19 protein-coding genes are annotated in these 16,688 nt (G+C 48.7%); 14 read left to right on the top strand and 5 right to left on the bottom strand.

The genetic code is table 11. From position 1 onward, the window contains the following. Positions 1-17 precede the first annotated feature (17 nt). A complete protein-coding gene (locus tag ACZYR9_RS17455) occupies positions 18-719 on the top strand; it encodes a DUF2225 domain-containing protein (protein WP_488979771.1) in 702 nt (233 codons plus the stop codon). A gap of 60 nt (positions 720-779) precedes the next feature. Here ACZYR9_RS17455 and ACZYR9_RS17450 read toward each other — a convergent pair whose 3' ends face one another. The 3 genes from ACZYR9_RS17450 to ACZYR9_RS17440 are packed head-to-tail and all read right to left on the bottom strand — an operon-like array spanning position 780 to position 2,336. Then, positions 780-1,865 (bottom strand): GGDEF domain-containing protein, encoded by a 1,086-nt coding sequence (locus tag ACZYR9_RS17450; protein ID WP_488979770.1) that lies wholly within the window; start codon positions 1,863-1,865, stop codon positions 780-782. A 36-nt stretch (positions 1,866-1,901) separates the two neighbouring features. Further along, positions 1,902-2,141, bottom strand: a complete 240-nt coding sequence (locus ACZYR9_RS17445) for a hypothetical protein (protein ID WP_488979769.1) — start codon at positions 2,139-2,141, stop codon at positions 1,902-1,904. 3 nt (positions 2,142-2,144) lie between these two features. Then, on the bottom strand, positions 2,145-2,336 hold the full coding sequence (locus ACZYR9_RS17440) for a YycC family protein (protein WP_488979768.1): 192 nt from the start codon (positions 2,334-2,336) through the stop codon (positions 2,145-2,147). A 173-nt stretch (positions 2,337-2,509) separates the two neighbouring features. Between ACZYR9_RS17440 and ACZYR9_RS17435 the strand changes: the two genes are divergently transcribed. The 12 genes from ACZYR9_RS17435 to ACZYR9_RS17380 all read left to right on the top strand — a co-directional run bounded on the left by ACZYR9_RS17435 (position 2,510) and on the right by ACZYR9_RS17380 (position 14,575). After that, on the top strand, positions 2,510-4,300 hold the full coding sequence (locus ACZYR9_RS17435; protein WP_488979767.1) for a M3 family oligoendopeptidase: 1,791 nt from the start codon (positions 2,510-2,512) through the stop codon (positions 4,298-4,300). 210 nt (positions 4,301-4,510) lie between these two features. After that, positions 4,511-5,167 (top strand): GntR family transcriptional regulator, encoded by a 657-nt coding sequence (locus tag ACZYR9_RS17430; RefSeq protein ID WP_488979766.1) that lies wholly within the window; start codon positions 4,511-4,513, stop codon positions 5,165-5,167. Between the two features lie 256 nt (positions 5,168-5,423). Then, on the top strand, positions 5,424-6,563 hold the full coding sequence (locus ACZYR9_RS17425) for a mandelate racemase/muconate lactonizing enzyme family protein (RefSeq protein ID WP_488979765.1): 1,140 nt from the start codon (positions 5,424-5,426) through the stop codon (positions 6,561-6,563). A gap of 10 nt (positions 6,564-6,573) precedes the next feature. Further along, positions 6,574-7,629 (top strand): Ldh family oxidoreductase, encoded by a 1,056-nt coding sequence (locus tag ACZYR9_RS17420; RefSeq protein WP_488979764.1) that lies wholly within the window; start codon positions 6,574-6,576, stop codon positions 7,627-7,629. A gap of 1 nt (position 7,630) precedes the next feature. Further along, the gene (locus ACZYR9_RS17415) at positions 7,631-7,942 is read left to right on the top strand and encodes a UxaA family hydrolase (protein WP_488979763.1); all 312 of its coding nucleotides are present in this window, start codon (positions 7,631-7,633) and stop codon (positions 7,940-7,942) included. Beyond that, positions 7,942-9,144, top strand: coding sequence for a UxaA family hydrolase (locus tag ACZYR9_RS17410; RefSeq protein ID WP_488979762.1), 1,203 nt, complete (start codon positions 7,942-7,944; stop codon positions 9,142-9,144). Before ACZYR9_RS17415 ends, ACZYR9_RS17410 begins: the two co-directional genes overlap by 1 nt. A gap of 58 nt (positions 9,145-9,202) precedes the next feature. Beyond that, complete coding sequence (locus tag ACZYR9_RS17405) at positions 9,203-10,246, top strand: tripartite tricarboxylate transporter substrate binding protein (RefSeq protein WP_488979761.1); 1,044 nt, start codon at positions 9,203-9,205, stop codon at positions 10,244-10,246. A 57-nt stretch (positions 10,247-10,303) separates the two neighbouring features. Further along, a complete protein-coding gene (locus ACZYR9_RS17400; protein ID WP_488979760.1) occupies positions 10,304-11,464 on the top strand; it encodes a mandelate racemase/muconate lactonizing enzyme family protein in 1,161 nt (386 codons plus the stop codon). 42 nt (positions 11,465-11,506) lie between these two features. Further along, positions 11,507-11,962 (top strand): tripartite tricarboxylate transporter TctB family protein, encoded by a 456-nt coding sequence (locus ACZYR9_RS17395; protein ID WP_488979759.1) that lies wholly within the window; start codon positions 11,507-11,509, stop codon positions 11,960-11,962. A gap of 12 nt (positions 11,963-11,974) precedes the next feature. Then, positions 11,975-13,480, top strand: a complete 1,506-nt coding sequence (locus tag ACZYR9_RS17390; RefSeq protein WP_488979758.1) for a tripartite tricarboxylate transporter permease — start codon at positions 11,975-11,977, stop codon at positions 13,478-13,480. 188 nt (positions 13,481-13,668) lie between these two features. Further along, complete coding sequence (locus ACZYR9_RS17385) at positions 13,669-14,061, top strand: VOC family protein (protein WP_488979757.1); 393 nt, start codon at positions 13,669-13,671, stop codon at positions 14,059-14,061. 145 nt (positions 14,062-14,206) lie between these two features. Next, positions 14,207-14,575 (top strand): O-methyltransferase, encoded by a 369-nt coding sequence (locus tag ACZYR9_RS17380; protein WP_488979756.1) that lies wholly within the window; start codon positions 14,207-14,209, stop codon positions 14,573-14,575. Between the two features lie 180 nt (positions 14,576-14,755). Here the strand turns inward: ACZYR9_RS17380 and ACZYR9_RS17375 are convergent, their stop codons facing one another. After that, a complete protein-coding gene (locus tag ACZYR9_RS17375; protein ID WP_488979755.1) occupies positions 14,756-14,983 on the bottom strand; it encodes an alpha/beta-type small acid-soluble spore protein in 228 nt (75 codons plus the stop codon). A gap of 98 nt (positions 14,984-15,081) precedes the next feature. Here ACZYR9_RS17375 and ACZYR9_RS17370 point away from each other — a divergent pair, with 98 nt between their 5' ends. Beyond that, entirely contained in the window at positions 15,082-15,594 is a 513-nt protein-coding gene (locus ACZYR9_RS17370; RefSeq protein ID WP_488979754.1) for a hypothetical protein, read from the top strand. A gap of 118 nt (positions 15,595-15,712) precedes the next feature. Here ACZYR9_RS17370 and ACZYR9_RS17365 read toward each other — a convergent pair whose 3' ends face one another. After that, positions 15,713-16,678 carry a TIGR03943 family putative permease subunit gene (locus tag ACZYR9_RS17365; RefSeq protein WP_488979753.1) on the bottom strand — a complete coding sequence of 322 codons (966 nt, stop codon included), beginning with the start codon at positions 16,676-16,678 and terminating at the stop codon, positions 15,713-15,715. Positions 16,679-16,688 lie beyond the last annotated feature (10 nt).

Raw genomic sequence — 16,688 nt, 5'->3', positions numbered from 1 at the left:
AGGAAGGGTATTTTTCCATGATTGAACCGTTATTTCAAGTGAAAGTGGCCTGTCCCCACTGTGAATCGAATTTTCAAAGCTCTCGCGTTCGTCCGAGCTTTAAGAAGGTGGCAAGCACGGACACGGATTTCGGCGTACGTTATAAGGACATCAACCCGAATTTTTATGTGGTTCGAATATGTCCTCAATGCGGCTTCGCGAGCACAGAGAACTCGAAAAACCGGCTGACGCTTGTTCAGAAAAAGGCGTTTAAGGAGAAGGTGGCGGATCAATGGAGCTACAAGGATTATGGCGGTGACCGAACATGGAACGAAGCCCTGTACAGCTTCAAGCTTGCCCTTCTTTGCGCTCAAACCGTGAGCGAGGAGGGGAGAGTTACCGCAGGGCTGCTGCACCACATCGCGTGGCTGTATCGTGAGAAGGGCGATGAGGAGCAGGAGAAGCGTTTCCTTCAATATGCGTTGGAGGAATATACCCGTGCATTCGAGACGGAAGCGGGAGAGATGAATAACGCCAGATTAATGTATTTGATGGGGGAACTGAATCGGCGTTTGAAGCATTACAAGGAAGCTGTAAAATGGTTTGGCCGCGTCATTAATGACAAGAGCATCATGGATGCGGCTATGATTCGCGCCTGCCGTGAGCAGTGGGTGCTTACCCGGGAGGATATGCGGGCGGAGCAAGTGGAGTTTGACGACGAAGAAATTCAAGGAACATAACAGAGAACGATAATATAAAAGCTTCAAGCTTGCCGGATGCCTGACTTATCGCTCGGAAGCTTAAGCTTTTTGTTTTATGGTGCTGATAGGGTGATAAAAGGTATAGCAGTTTTTGCCGGATTGCTTGGAGTGGTAGAGCGCTTCATCGGCCTCCTCAATCATTGTGCGCAGGTCGGCGCTGGGCCTTCTGGAGACAGTTATGCCAATCGAAATCGTCGTTTTGATATGCTCCTTGCCATGGAAACGGCGTTCTTCCACTGCTTTGCACAATCGGGCGGCGTAGCGGGCTAACTGCTGCTCATCCGTCGTGTGGCTTACAATGATAAATTCCTCACCTCCGTATCTTGCGACATAATCCTGCTCCTGAATGATCGTTCTCAGCAGCTGTCCTACTTCCCTCAGCAGCTCGTCCCCCAAAAGGTGTCCGTAGGTATCGTTACACTGTTTGAAATTATCGATATCGATCATCAGGATGGAGATCCGTCTTCCGCGTACAGTGCGCTTTGCGATGTCCATAAACCCGCGCAAATTGGGCAAGCGCGTGAGATGATCCTGTCTCACCTCCAATTCCAAACGCCGCTGCAGCATCCAATTTTTGTTTTCGTCGTTGAACATGTATACCAGTACGGTAACGGCAAATACGGATACGGCAAACATAAACAAGTGGGCAGCCCAAAAGCCCCCCCAAAGAGGATCATGATGCTGCAGGTTGATGAGGAGATGACCGGCGGTAAGCAGGCCGCAGATGCTCCAGCCGTCGGCAAAACGAATGGGACTGTAACCGGTATCATACTCCTGGCGGTGATAAAGCGGGCTGATGACAGCAGGCAGCAGCAGCTGCAGCGCTTGCAGCATCCAATCGGTTTCTTCGTAAACAAACATATAGGCTGTCGGAAGCAGGGTGGATAAAAGGGAAGTGCCAAAACCGAAACGAAGCCCTGCCATAATAATGGGGGCATATCTCAGATCGCCAAGAAGAGAATTCTCGGGGAACGGCAGCAGCATCATGACGATGCTGGCTGCTCCCGTAAGCAGGGGGACGACCCAAGCTTCAAACCGTTCGATAATCAGCATATTGCGCAGCTTCAGAGCGATGTAGCTAAGTGCAATTAACGTACATGCGTTGATGAGCGGTATGGAATACATTTCTTATCTCCCCGTCATAAAAGCGGGAATGCCGGATTAGCCGTTTCGGCGAAGCGGGCGGTCCGCTAGCAGGTAATCTTGGTCGGCATCGACCAGAGTCAATTTGTTTCGGCAGCACGGGAAGACAAGCAGTTTTTTTACCCCAGCGCGCAGATCTGAGAGGTCTTTGGGCTTGAGTTTCAGCAGCACATTGGCGGCTTGGCAGAAGGGGCAGCTTTGTACGTATATGTCTTGTCCGATCCGATCATATGGCCAGGTATGGGCAAAAGGAATCATTCGTTACTCCGAGGCCGAATCGCCGTTACCCGGTGTATCGTTCTTGGCGGCGGATTCGTCCGTTTTTTGCTTGGCCAGCTCGGCCAGCTTTTGCATCAAAATGTGCTGGGGCATATGCATTAAATGTTCCAGCGGAACGTTCAGTTCCTTGGCCAGTCTCTGGGCAGTCTCCGGAGAAATGGGAAGTGGTCTCATACAGCGGCACCCTCCAGTCTAATGATCTTCAGACTCCATTTAATCATATTAGAGGCCTACAATTCAACCGAAAAATAGAGTGCAAAATAGGGCGTCCGTACATTTGGGCTTGAGCCTGAATTATGGTTTAATGAAATGGTATACATATGAAACGAAAGGTGCGGTGTTACCCCATGCGGAGTCCATTGCCACAAACGTGGGACTTGAATCGTTTTTTTGAGGGAGGAAGCCATTCTCAGGCTTTTGCGCAGTTTTTGGAAGGGCTTGGCGAGGATATTGCATCTCTGGAGAAGGCGCTCGGCGAGCTTGCCGCTGACTATGTATCGCGTTCGGCGGAATCCCTGCTGCCTGTGATCGGACTGCTGCAAACGGCGCTGCTTAAAATTCGTGAGGCGGATTCATTCACGGCCTGTTTGGCGGCGGAAAATCAGGACGACAAGCAGGCGGTTATTCTGGGGGGGAAGGTCAGAACCATCGGCGCAGCGTATGCTTCTGCCAGTACACGGTTTGACGACCTGTTGACCAAGCTCGGGAGCGATACGTGGAAAGCGCTGCTGCAGCGCCCGGAGCTTCAGGATATTGCCTACCCGCTTGAGGAACGCAGAGCTTTGGCGGCGGAGAAGCTTCCGCCGGAGCAGGAAGCGTTGGTCAACGATTTGGCCGTCGACGGATATCACGGCTGGGGCGAGCTGTACAATACGACCGTCAGCAAGCTTCGGGTTCCGTTTGAGGAGAACGGTACGGTAACGGAGCTTTCTGCAGGTCAAGCCGCCAATAAGATGCACAGCCCGGACCGGTCCATCAGGGAGAGGCTGTTTCATAGCTGGGAGAAGACGTGGGCGGAGCATGACGATTACTGCGCCGACGCGCTTAACCATCTGGGGGGCTTCCGGATCAAACTGTATGAGCGCCGCGGATGGGACTCGATCCATAAAGAGCCTCTGGCTATAAACCGGATGTCCAAAGATACGCTCGATACGATGTGGGGGGTCATCGAGGGCGGCAAAGACGTTTTTGTCCGCTACCTGGAACGGAAAGCGAAGCTGTTTGGTTTACAGAAGCTGAGCTGGCACGATGTCGACGCGCCGGTCGGTCAGGGAAGCATCCATTATAGCTATGACGAAGGAGCAAAGCTGATTGTCGAGCAGTTCCGCCGCTTTAGCCCGAAGATGGCCGACTTTGCCGTCCAGGCGTTCGAGAACGGATGGATTGAAGCGGAGGACCGCCCGGGCAAAAGGCCCGGAGGATTTTGCACCTCTTTCCCGCTGAGTGAGCAGACGCGCATTTTTATGACTTACGCGGGCACGGCCTCTAACGTGTCGACGCTGGCCCATGAGCTGGGTCACGGCTATCATCAGCATGTCATGAACGATTTGCCTGCGTTGGCCCAAGAGTACGCCATGAATGTGGCCGAGACGGCGTCTACCTTTGCGGAGATGGTCGTATCCGACGCAGCGGTAAAAGCGGCCCAGACGGAAGAAGCTCGGCTGACCTTGCTTGAAGACAAGATTCAGCGATCCGTCGCATTTTATATGAACATTCATGCGCGCTTTCTTTTCGAAACCGCGTTCTATGAAGAACGGCGCAAGGGGCTGGTCAGCACGGAACGCCTGAACGAGCTGATGCTCTCTGCGCAAAAAACGGCATTCAGGGAAGCGCTGGACCAGTATCACCCGCACTTCTGGGCTTCGAAGCTGCATTTCTACATTACGGAAGTGCCGTTCTACAATTTCCCTTACACGTTCGGTTATATGTTCAGCACCGGCTTGTATGCGGAAGCGCTCCGCCGCGGAGCCGCTTTTGAGGATCAATATGTTGCGCTGCTCCGTGATACCGGACGCATGACGGTCGAAGAGCTGGCGCATAAGCACCTTGGCGTGGATCTGCGCAAGCCTGACTTCTGGCAGCAGGCCATGGATCTCTCCATCGCCGATGTGGAGGAATTTTTGCGGTTGACCGAATAGGGAAGCCTGTACACAAAGAAGCAGAATCAGAGGGTTGACGGTTCTGCTTCTTTGGCGTTGGAGCATTGCTTTTAAAATAATATATAATTCATAAAAAATATATATTGTTACGAAAATAAATATATGATATATTAAGTTTTGTGATAATATATGATTTGAATAATTATATATGATGTATGAGAGATGTTAAAACGCAATGAGGAGAGTACAATGGCCCAAACCTACAGAACAAAAAAGGAAAAAGTGTATTTAAGTTTACAGAATGAAATCATCAAAGGAGTCATCCGTCCTGGAACAAGATTAATTATTTCAAATTTGGCTAAACAATTTAACGTAAGCGAGATCCCTGTAAGAGAAGCGATCCAAGCCCTTGCACATGAAGGGTATGTGTCCATAACACCGCACTCGGGTGCGACCGTAAGCAGCATGTCGGAAGACGATATTCGCCAGATTTTTGAAATTAGAATCAACCTGGAAAGCCTGGCATCACGGCTGGCAGTGGATCATTTGTCGAATTCACATATTAAAACACTAGATCAAATGATAGAAGATTCAAAGGAATTTTTGCATAATCAAAATTTACAAGGGTACGGGGAGTTTAATCGCGCCTTTCATGATTTTATATATCAGCATGCGAATAATCAGCGTCTATTTACAATGATCAGTGAATTATGGGATTTCTCTACACGATATCCGTCTTTTTTCAGCAGCTTGCAGGATATTGAAAACTCCATTCGGGAACACAAAGAAATTGTCGATGCGCTCAACGAAAAAAATGCGGACTTAGTAGAGAAATTAATGAGGGACCATACCATCGATGTCTATCATAAAATCATCCGTTTGGTTCAACAAGAAAATAACGAGTAAAAGGTTTAAGCTTCATTAAACCTTTTACTCAGGTAAAAGACAGCCGACACAAGAAAATGAAACCGCTTTATTTTAAGCGGTTTTCGACATACATACATCACAATAATCCTGGCTTGCTGAATTTCTTAGGTGTAATAACTGAAGGGGGTGAAATGCAGACGAAGGGTATTTTTTTATGCGAAATATGGATAATAAAGGGAATTTATATGCTTTTTACCTGTGGATAAACCGTGATTACACTAATGGAGGTACGAAAATGAAAATTACAGGCGTGTCAACCTATATTCTGCGGACCAAGATGGATAAGCCTTTTACTTCGGCCAGGGGTTGGTGGTATAAGACCAAAAACGCCATGCTGGTCAAAGTCACCACGGACGAAGGCATCGAAGGATGGGGTGAAGCCTATGGTCCCGCCGAGATTACCAAATCGGTTGTCGATACATTGTTGGCGCCGACCGTGATGGGGGGCAATCCATTCGATACCGATATATTATGGGAGAAAATGTATCAGCGGGTAGAGGATTACGATCCGCAGGGATTTGGTGTTGCCGGAATCAGCGCAATCGATATTGCACTCTGGGATATTATAGGCAAAGCGCTGAATCGTCCGGTATATGAGCTTTTGGGCGGAGCACACCGTAAAAGCTTCCGGGCCTATGCTACAGGATTATACTTCATGTCGGAGGAAGGCGACTTTACAACCCCATCGATTGAAGAAGCGCTAGCTTATCAAGAGCAAGGCTTTACCGGCGTCAAAATGAAAATTGCCCTTCCTCCGAGGGAAGAGATCAAACGTGTCGAACGGGTACGTCAGGCACTTAGTGAAGAAGTTGAACTCATGGTCGATGCCAATCACGGCTATAATCTCACGAATGCTCTTTTTCTTGGAAAAGAGTTTGAGCAAATGGGTCTGGCCTGGTTTGAAGAGCCGGTTTCCCCGCACGACTTAAGTGCCTATAGCGATCTTCGAAGCAAGCTTTGCATTCCGTTGGCGGGAGGAGAAAATGCATTTACCCGTTATGCATTTAAAGAAATTATCGAAAAACGCGCCATGGATATTATTCAGCCTGACGTTTGCTGCGCCGGAGGCATAACGGAGACCAAGAAAATAGCTCACATTGCCGAGGCGTTCGGGATTAGCGTGATCCCGCATGTATGGGGTTCGGCCGTAGGCTTGCATGCGGCGCTGCATGTGATGGCAGCCCTGCCTCCAGCTCCTCATACGTGGCGTCCTGTACCCATGTGGATGGAATATGAGCAAACCGAAAATCCGTTTAGAGATCACCTGGTCCATGAACCCGTAGTACATCATAAAGGGTATGTCAGCGTTCCTGAAGGCCCTGGGCTCGGTTTTACAATCAATGAAGACATCATTAACCGTTACCGGATTTCGTAGGAGGCCGCATATGATCATCAAGGCTCAAGTCTTAAGAGATTTTTATGCAAGCCTTCTTAAGGCTGTCGGAACCCCGTCGGAAGAAGCCGAAATTACTTCAGATGCGCTTATTGATGCCGATCTTCATGGCCTTGAAACCCATGGTGCGTTAAGAATTCCTCCCTACATCCGAATAGCTCGTGAAGGTGTGCTGGAGGCTTCCGGAAAGCCGGCGCTGGAGTGGCAAAAAGGAGCGGTTTCACTGGTTAACGGTAATAACGGATGGGGGCAGACAGCCGCTTACATGGCGGTAAATGAGGTGATTGCCCATGCCAAAACGCATTTTGTCGGTGCGGCAGGAATCAAAAATACGAACCATATCGGAACGTGCTCATACTACGCAAGAATGCTGGCACGTGCGGGGCTCATCGGTTTTGTAACGACCAATTCACCGCCCAATATGCCTCCATGGGGTGGAAGCGAGCCTATTTTAGGCACGAATCCTATCAGTTTCGGCGCGCCAGCCCCGGATGGTAAGGTCATCGTTGTCGATATGGCTACATCGGTTGTGGCCAAGGGAAAAATATTGCTTGCTGCTGAACGGGGGGAAACGATACCGGAAGGATGGGCGCTTGATAAAAACGGCAAGCCGACGACAAGCCCTAAAGAAGCTTTAGAGGGCTCTCAACTTCCGGTTGGCGGACCAAAAGGCTACGGACTCGCATTATTTGCCGAAATTTTTTCGGGCGTCCTTACCGGAGCAAACGTAGGAACGAATCTTCACAGCATGTTTGATAAAACACTAAGTCCGTCCGGTGTAGGAGCCTTTATGTTCGCCATTGATATTTCACCCTTCGGAATAGAGCAAGTGAACAAAAAAATGGAACAATTGATCGGAATGGTGCTTGGCGCAGAGCTTGCCGAAGGATACCAAAGGATTTACTTGCCTGGGGAAAGATCAAGCCAGACGGCGGAGGAACGCAAAGTTAAAGGCATCCCGATGAGCCCTTCCATTCTTGAAAAAATAAATAAAGTGGCATTGGAGCTTGGCGTAAATCCATTAAAGGTAGATGAGGGAGGAGAGTAATGTGTTTCAAGCATTACAGCTGCATGAAAAGGATAATGTTGCCGTTGCCGTAATCGATTGCCAAGGGGGCTTAAGCTTAACCGTCCAGGCTGCCTCAAATCAGCCGTCTTTTACGATTATAACGATAGGGAATGTTCCGTTTGGCCATAAAATCGCACTGCAGGAAATCAATGAAGGCGACATCATTACCAAGTACGGCCGACCGATCGGAAGGGCAACAGCCCCTATTCAGACCGGAGGTCTGGTGGGTGTCCATAATATCGAAGGTCTTCGCGGACGCGGAGATCTAATAGCTGCAGGAGGCGAGAGGTAATGGAGTTTGTAGGCTTTATTCGCCCGGGTGATGAGGCGGGGATTCGCAATTATGTTCTTGTGATTCCATCCAGCCGTCTTGTGGATATTGCGGCAGCCCGGATCACCCAATACGTGTCCGGCACGAAGACCATCATGACGGGAGGAGAAAACGGCCGGCACAAAAAAGATCGCGAGAGACTTAGCCGTCTTTATACCGGATTAGCTAAAAATGCAAACGTTTTTGCGACCATTGTGCTTGGTGCACGGAAAAATTTCGGCTATGCGGAATTGGAGCCGTATACCCTTGCACACGAAATTGCCAAAAGCGGTAAGCCGGTTGAAGTGCTGACGGTAGAAGAATCAGGAGGCCTTGAGCGTCTTGTCGAGGATGGGATTGACTTGGCCCGCCGATTCGTACATAGCGCATCGATGGTGAAACGGGAGCCCGTACCCATCGGAAAACTGGCGATTGGCGTGAAATGCGGTTTGTCGGATGCAACAAGCGGTATAAGCGGCAACCCCTCTTTTGGCAAAGCTGCAGATCTTCTTATCGCCTCCGGCGGTACGGCTATATTTTCGGAAACGGTGGAAATCATTGGAGCCGAGCTGGATGTTGCCGAACGGTGCGTGAACGAACGCGATGCCAAACGACTGCTTGAAATGGTCCGTGAGGTGGAGGAAGCGGCAAGAGCTACAGGGGAAGATATCCGTACGATTAATCCTTTGCCGTCCAACATTGAAGCCGGTCTTAGCACCATCGAAGAAAAGTCGTTGGGAGCCATTCAAAAAACGGGAACGATGCCCATCCAGGAGGTCCTGGAATATGCGGCGCGTCCGACAAAGAAGGGCCTGCATTTTATGGACGGCTGGATGTCTTCCTTCTCGCTTCCTATGAGCCTTGCCGCAGCAGGCTGCCAACTCACCATTTATCAGCTGGGGGGTGAAGACCTTCCATCCCATGATCCGCCTATGCTGGCTACGAATACGGGTGTCGTGGCTCCGCTCATGATGATCACAGGCAATCCGCGTACGGCAAGTAAAGCACGGCGAAGTATCGATTTCTCGTCCGGCGCGATTATCACGGGCGAATCGACGATTGAAGCGTCGGGAGAAGCCTTGTTTCACAAAATCCAAAGCATCGCCTCCGGAGAATTCACTAAGGGCGAGACCATCCGCTATTCAGATCCTTTAGAGCCTTACTTCTTGGGGCCGGTATTTTGATGCGATTGGACCCATTTGATCAGATCATCAATATAAAATCATAAGGAGGAATTTATCCATGCGGTTTAACAAGAGAAATGTATTGTCTCTGCTTTGCGTCGTTTTTATGGTTGTGCTGGCAGCCTGCGGTCAGAATCCCCAGGGTACAGGCGGCCAGAGTGCTGCTGCTCCAAATGAAAAAGGAAAAAGCAATGGTCAGGCGAACAATAATTTCCCTCAAAAGGACATTACCATCGTTGTGCCGTGGAACGCCGGGGGCGCCAATGATTTGATGGCCCGGAAGCTTCAAGTGATTTTAAAGGATGAAATGGGAATCAGCGTAGTGGTCAAAAACGCTCCCGGCGGGAATGGCGTTGTCGGAATTACCGAGGTATCGACTTCCAAGCCTGACGGCTACACCTTAGGAGTAAATACGAGCTCTACCTTGAGCGTTATTGCGCTTGGGCAAGCTTCTTTAAAATCGGATAAATTAACGAATATTGCCTTAATGTCGGAGGATCCTCTTATATTAGTTTCCAAAGCGGACGCCCCTTGGAACAATATGAAGGAATTGGTTGAGCATATGAAGTCGAAGCCAAACCAAGTCAAAGTCGCGACACCGGGGACAAACAACGTAAACCACGCCGTCGCAGCCATGTTGGGGAGCAGCACCAATGTACAATTCCAGCACGTTCCTTTTGACGGAGGAGCACTGGTAATTACACAACTCTTGGGCGGGCATGTCGACGTAGCTGTACTTAAACCGAGTGAAAGCATGTCACAAATTAAAGAAGGCAATTTGAAAGCGATTGCAATTAATGCTGAAAAACGTGTTGCCAGTTTGCCTGATGTTCCGACCTTTAAAGAGAGCGGATACGATGTATTTACTTCCGGTGCCGTAAAACAAATCAGCTTTATTGTCGGACCTGCCGGTATAGATCCTGCGGTACGCGAACGTTTAACTGAAATATTTAATAAAGCCATACAATCTGATGCCTACCAGAAGTTCGCACAGGACGGGGGATTTATCACCCCTAAGAAAACAGGCAGCGAGCTGGATCAAGAAGTAAATACGCTTATCAAAGCGTTGTCGGACGCCTTTGCCAAAATATTCAAACCATAACGAATGATAGAGTTCAAGTAGGGTTGGCCCAAATTCGTATAAAAGGAGATCCTTCCAATGACATCTCAACAAAATCCTGTCATCGAACAAGTGACGGCCATGGTTTTTTCTTGTAAGTTTGATGATGTGGCTCTTCGATTTGGAGTAGGCAATATGGTGAAAAGAGATCTGGTCCTGGTGAAAATCACCTGCAGCGATGGAACGGTCGGATATGGCGAGGCTCATCATGCGCTAAGTCCTACGTCGATTGCGGAAATCATTCGAAGCAGTCTGGCCCCGATTTTGATAGGCGAATCGCCGTTTAATACAGAGGGAATCTGGGAAAAGATTTATCGCCACCAGGTTGCTACTCACGGAGCCGGAACGGCTGTAGCCATCGCGATGAGCGGGATCGATATAGCGCTGTGGGACATCAAAGGAAAAATACTGCAGCAGCCGGTTTATCGTCTGCTAGGCGGAGAAAGGCGTAAGATTAGAGCTTATGCGGGCGGACTCAGTTTAGGCTATCAGCCTCTTGAATCTCTGGAAAAAGAGGTGCAGAAATATGTGGAACAAGGGTATACCGCGATTAAGCTTCGTGTAGGCCAAAATCCGAAGAAAGATGCGGAGCGTGTCTCTCATATACGCAAAACATTTGGCCCCCGGCTGGATATAGCGGTTGACGCTGCCACGCGATATCACATATTGGATGTGCCGGAGGTTGTAAAATATTGCGAGGAAAATCAAGTGTATTGGCTCGAAGAGCCTTTTACTCCCGATAATATCCAAGCGTACCGTGAATTAAGAAAGAGTACCCGAATTCCAGTAGCTGCAGGCGAAAACCACTATACCAAATATCAATTCCGGGAGCTGTTACAGGCCGGGTCCATCGATATTTTGCAGGCGGACTGCACAAAAGCCGGCGGCATTACGGAAGTGAAGAAGATCTCGGACATGGCGGCGGCGTGGCATTTGCCGATGGCCCCGCATACAAGCCAAAGTATGTTAAGTACGGCAGCGAATGTTCATTTGATGTGCGCTATTCCCAATGCTTTAATTTATGAAGCGGATTTGGCGTTCTTGAACCCTTTTCGGGATGAAATGATCAAGTCACCGCTGGTGGTCAAGGATGGCTATATCGAGCCTAATGATCGGCCGGGACTCGGGCTTGAGCTGGACGAGGAGGCATTAAGCCGATATCCGGGCATTCCGGGCGCTTGTTATGTGTATAATCTCTAAGCAGACCGCAAGCAGGAGTATCTTTCAAGAGGATGTGATGGTGTGAAAGCGCAAAATGCAGGCGTTTGGGGAGGACTTGCCCTTTTGATTTATGCAGGTGTAATGTTTGCAGAATCTCTTTCCCTTCGTTATTACAATGCGTATGGTCCAGGACCCGGGTTCTTTCCGATATGGTTAAACGGAGGGTTAATCCTTCTAGGGCTAGGATATATTTGGCTTTCTTTGCGAAAAGAGATCATCTTGTTTAAAGACATTTTCCCGAAAGGGAAGGATTTGAAGAACGTTTTGTCTGTGCCGGTTTCGATTCTCATATTCATGTTCATTGTGAATACAACGGGCTTTGTTGTCGGGTGTACCGTTTTATTATTTTTGGTGTTAGTTCGCCTATACAAATGGAATTTAGCTTTGGGCATTTCCTTAACCACCTCCATCGTGTTGTTTGTTGTGTTTGTTACCATTATGGAAGTTCCATTACCCGTTAATATTTTTGGTTGGTAAGGGGGGAGCGTATTGGACTCATTCGTGCAATTAATGAACGGTTTTGGGACGGCGCTTACCTGGTGGAATCTGGTCTATTGCTTGATAGGCGTTACCGTAGGAATGTTAGTGGGCGTCCTGCCCGGACTTGGCCCAACAACGGCAACCGCTTTGCTCATTCCTCTCACCTTTGGTATGGATCCCGTACCAGCCATTATTATGTTATCGGGTATTTATTATGGTTCGATGTACGGAGGTACGGTCACTTCTGTCTTAATCAACACACCGGGTGAAGCCGCTTCTGTCATTACCTGTCTTGACGGATATCCTCTGGCCAAACAAGGGAGAGCAGGCGTGGCTCTAGGTGTGGCAGGCATAGGTTCATTTATCGGAGGTACCATTTCTATTTTAGGGCTTGTTTTTATAGGGCCCCCATTGGCTCAATTTGCGTTAAGATTCGGCCCCCCGGAATTTTTTGCTCTTATGGTGTTGGGATTAATTACCGTCGTAGGCTTAATGGGAAAATCTTTAATCAAGGGGGTCATTGCGGCTTTTGTCGGATTGAGCCTTTCCTTAATCGGCATCGATCCGGTGTCCGGCTCGGATCGGTTTACCTTTGGGGAGCCCTATCTTCTCAATGGCTTGGATCTGGTATGTGTGGCGATGGGATTGTTTGGTCTTTCCGAAATCTTATTCGGCATGGAAAGGCTTTCCCAAAACGAAAAACCCCATAAAGTGAAAGGCATTCTGCCACGAAAGGACGAATGGAGTCCTACGCTGAAATCCATCGGCAGGGGGACGGGAATCGGATTTCTGATCGGTTTGATTCCGGGAACCAATTCGGTTATTCCGGCCATTCTGTCCTATTCTATAGAGAAGAAGGTGGCCAAAGACCCTTCCCGGTTTGGCAAAGGCGCTATCGAAGGGGTAGCGGGTCCTGAAACAGCCAATAATTCTTATAGTGGCGCAGCCCTTATTCCATTATTCACCCTAGGCATTCCAAGTTCTCCAACGATCGCCATTATATTAGGGGCTTTTATCATGCATGGACTTACACCGGGCCCGGCTTTATTTCATGAGAAACCGGATTTTGTTTGGGCTATTATTGCAAGTATGTTTATTGGCAACCTATTGCTATTGGTCATGAATTTACCCATGGCGGGATTTTGGGCAAAAATCGCAATGGTTCCTGAGAAATTGCTGTATCCTATTATTTTGGCGATTTCGATTTTGGGCTCGTATACCGTTACCAACAGCCTTTGGGGTGTCGGGGTCATGTTTGTTTTTGGACTCGTCGGATATGTGCTGAAAAAACTGGACGTCCCTATGGCACCCATTATCTTAACCTTTGTTTTAGGCAGGCTAATGGAAACCTCCTTATTACAATCTCTAAGGATTTTTAACGGAAATATGCTTGAAATTTTTTTGCGGCCGATCTCAGGTACTTTATTTGGTATTGCGCTTTTGCTTTTAATTGTCTCTATCGTAAGCTCTGTAAAGAAAAAAAGAACGGTTTTGGCCAGTGACGTCGAAATGTAAAGGAAAGAATGAGGCTGTCTACCTTCAGGTAGACAGGCCCGTTTCGTATGGGCCGTTTTAAGGTCATAAGCGAAGCCATCCGCTTGTCTCCACCCAAAAGCGAATCTGGATGAAGCAATGGTGTATTGTCAGGAAGAAAGAACATCACTATAGTAGTATTATCCAGTGGAGAAAAAGGGGAGAGAAGCATGCTGTCGATCAACTCGATTCATCACGTTAGCTTGTGCGTTACGGATTTGGAGCGGGCCAAAGCATTCTATAAGGAGGTTCTCGGGCTTCAGGAGATGGAGCGCCCCCCGTTTGATTTTGCCGGAGCTTGGTTTAGCGTTGGCGGGGGAGGCCAGCAGCTCCATTTGATTGTTCATCCGGGAGAAACGGTCAGGAAGGGCGGCATCGATACGCGTGACGGACATCTGGCTTTGAGAGTGAAGAGCTATAAGGAAGCGCTGGCATGGCTGGATTCCTGCGGTATCGAATACGACGCCAGACCGCGTCCTAAAGCCGGTTTTCCGCAAATCTTTATATTGGACCCGGATCGCAACATCATCGAGCTGAACAGCGATATCTGTGATCTCGATTGACCATGGACGACAGGAACCGAGGTTCCTGTTTTTTTATGTTAAATAATTGTAAAATTCTGTTGAATAAATGGTTAATATGTCCTATAATGGGTCTACAGACTTATAAATACATAATATACCAATAATTGAAAATGTAAGGAGGTCTGTGATATTGGAGCATTTGCCTTTGGCCAGACAGCTGGATTTGGTTTTCCGCGAGTTGAAGGAGGAGCTTGCGCAGTTAACTTCAGGAACAGTATTCGTTCAAATCCGAAATAACATGATCGGAAAATTCGGGATCCGGCATTTTCCTTTGGAAACGAAGGGAACGGAACTGAAGAAAAACGAACGCGGACTGTCAGAAACCCATCAGCATTCTTTTCGCCAAACCGCGTTAGAATCGTTAAAGCTAAAGTGCTGGACGCATGGGGAAATTCAATTTGAATTTGCTATGCGCCAAAATTTGTTGTGCACGAGCGTCATCTTCGAGTCGAATTATAATATGGCCAGCTTGTTCAACAGTTCAAAGCGGTAAAAGAGGATTCATGCTTTCATTTTTTTATTTTATCATTCGTTATAATGAACAGGTTTCCGGAGCATCCGGAGGCCTGTTCTTTCTATTCTTGAATGGTATCCGTTATAATGTAAAAATAAATGGATAATCAAGAAGACGACCCCGTCTGGAGCCGCCCTTGGTAAGTATTTGGGTAACACATTATCTTGTGAATTTGCCTGCCAGCTGCTGCTCGGCAATTTGAACCAGACGACGTGTGATGTGGCCACCAATTGCCCCAGTGTCACGGGTTGCCATAAATCCATAATAACCGTCTTGAGGAATTTGAATGCCCAGCTCTTGAGCAACTTCATACTTCATTTGGTCCAAGGCTTGGGAAGCTTGAGGAACTACTAAAGCGTTGCTGCTGCGGGATTGTCCTGCGCCCATCGATCTCACCTCCGTTCACTAGGTAGTATGTTCCAAGGCTAAAATAATACCCGTTAGAGAAATTGGTAAATGTAACCACATGGGGGTTGATGGTGTAGATGAGTTTTCATTTAGATTACAGCGGCTGGTCGTTCGATGCCGATTTGCAAATTATTCAAGCGGACGTACGGATGGAGATCGATGGGGAAATAGTGATCGAGGAGCCGTTATGTGTGGATGTCGGCTTGCCGGCGCTTCTGTTAAGTATGGTTGAGGATGTCGTGCCCAATCGCTGGACCGATGCGGAGCACTGGCACCAGGTTCCGTTTTTTGTCTGCGGCTGCGGAGATCCGGAGTGCCGGGCGTATTCCTTCATCGTCCGTCATCTTTCTTCCAATGAATTGGAGCTGACGGAGGTAGAGGAGCGGCAGGATACGTCTCCTCGCAAGCTGGCCGGCTATTCGGTTGACAAAAGGGAATATGTAAGCCAGGTTCGAGCCATTGGCTTGGAATTTCTTCGCTTTATTGAAGGGCTGGATGGCTACCGCCCATACTATAAAGATACGGTGGAGACGGTAAAGAGACTGCTTCAGCGGATGGAGCAGGCGAACCGGGAAGGCTCTGAAGCTTAATCATTAAAACGTGAAGGTAAGGCATTTTTGGTAAAAGGCCCTCCGTCACCTCGCTTCAGGGGTGGAACGGAGGGCCTTTATTTTTGTCAGCCGCTGGATGGGGGCTGAATTCCTCAGCTTACGCTCCAAAATCGAAGTTCGGATACACATAAGGATTTTTCGAAGGCTCCGCCTTAGCTACCTTCTCCACCTTCAGTACCATAATCTCCATGTCATTAAATTTCGTTTTAGCGATCGTCCCCGTCACTGTAACCCAGCTGTCGTCTGCAAGCGCAGGTGCACGGTCATACTCCGCCAAGACCCCGAACGGAGCCGCATCGGCCGAACAGCATTGGATCGAGAATCGCCCGACGACGAATTGATTGTTCTTCATCTCTTCCTGCCGGTAGACAAACCCGGTCATTTCCAGCTTTTTGCCGATAAACCGGTCGAGATACAGATCCACTGACGTTAAGGTTTCAATGAAAAATTCTTCCTTGACCTGAATCAGATCGTCTTGATACAGCTTCTTCGCATAGTTGGCATAGTGCTCCGTAAACTTGTCGGACGGGAACATCTCACTTTCTGACGGCGCTGGCTCGGAGCTCGTGATGTTGGGGTCAGGACTTTCGGGACTTTCGAGCTTCGCTGCACCGGAGTCCGCTTCACCGCTTCCGTTCCCGGAGGTGCCGTCCAATGCAAGCCCGTCTTTTTTGACAGAGCTTGAGCTGCTCAGGTTCATTCCTTTCTTGGCAGCTAAGCTGCTGCCAAGCGTTGTATCCGGGAGGATAAAACCGATCAGCAGAGGGAAGAAAAACAGTCCGTAAATGATCGAGTTTTTTAACAGCGAGCGGGATGGAAGATGGTCGTGGCCGCAATCACAGGAGGCTGTGGCGGGGCTGCGAAAGCTTTTTGCTCCCCGGTACAATTGATAGGCGGCTACGGCGTAGAACGCGACCGCAGACCATTTGACATAATCGACCATGCGCGGCGCAATATACAGCAAAATCAGGTCCGTTTTGACGAGATAGGCAATATAGACGGCAAAGCCTAATAAAATGACCGCTTTTAACAGATGATGCAGACCAAGCATTCGAGAACTCACGGCGCACACT

The sequence above is a fragment of the Paenibacillus sp. F024 genome, from assembly GCF_057814255.1.
This window is presented reverse-complemented; position numbering and strand designations above follow the sequence as displayed.

Excerpts from the sequence above, each read along its gene's own strand:
- ACZYR9_RS17455 (WP_488979771.1), top strand. The coding sequence starts at position 18 with ATGATTGAACCGTTATTTCAAGTGAAAGTGGCCTGTCCCCACTGTGAA.
- ACZYR9_RS17450 (WP_488979770.1), bottom strand. The coding sequence starts at position 1,865 with ATGTATTCCATACCGCTCATCAACGCATGTACGTTAATTGCACTTAGC.
- ACZYR9_RS17445 (WP_488979769.1), bottom strand. The coding sequence starts at position 2,141 with ATGATTCCTTTTGCCCATACCTGGCCATATGATCGGATCGGACAAGAC.
- ACZYR9_RS17440 (WP_488979768.1), bottom strand. The coding sequence starts at position 2,336 with ATGAGACCACTTCCCATTTCTCCGGAGACTGCCCAGAGACTGGCCAAG.
- ACZYR9_RS17435 (WP_488979767.1), top strand. The coding sequence starts at position 2,510 with ATGCGGAGTCCATTGCCACAAACGTGGGACTTGAATCGTTTTTTTGAG.
- ACZYR9_RS17430 (WP_488979766.1), top strand. The coding sequence starts at position 4,511 with ATGGCCCAAACCTACAGAACAAAAAAGGAAAAAGTGTATTTAAGTTTA.
- ACZYR9_RS17425 (WP_488979765.1), top strand. The coding sequence starts at position 5,424 with ATGAAAATTACAGGCGTGTCAACCTATATTCTGCGGACCAAGATGGAT.
- ACZYR9_RS17420 (WP_488979764.1), top strand. The coding sequence starts at position 6,574 with ATGATCATCAAGGCTCAAGTCTTAAGAGATTTTTATGCAAGCCTTCTT.
- ACZYR9_RS17410 (WP_488979762.1), top strand. The coding sequence starts at position 7,942 with ATGGAGTTTGTAGGCTTTATTCGCCCGGGTGATGAGGCGGGGATTCGC.
- ACZYR9_RS17405 (WP_488979761.1), top strand. The coding sequence starts at position 9,203 with ATGCGGTTTAACAAGAGAAATGTATTGTCTCTGCTTTGCGTCGTTTTT.
- ACZYR9_RS17400 (WP_488979760.1), top strand. The coding sequence starts at position 10,304 with ATGACATCTCAACAAAATCCTGTCATCGAACAAGTGACGGCCATGGTT.
- ACZYR9_RS17385 (WP_488979757.1), top strand. The coding sequence starts at position 13,669 with ATGCTGTCGATCAACTCGATTCATCACGTTAGCTTGTGCGTTACGGAT.
- ACZYR9_RS17375 (WP_488979755.1), bottom strand. The coding sequence starts at position 14,983 with ATGGGCGCAGGACAATCCCGCAGCAGCAACGCTTTAGTAGTTCCTCAA.
- ACZYR9_RS17370 (WP_488979754.1), top strand. The coding sequence starts at position 15,082 with ATGAGTTTTCATTTAGATTACAGCGGCTGGTCGTTCGATGCCGATTTG.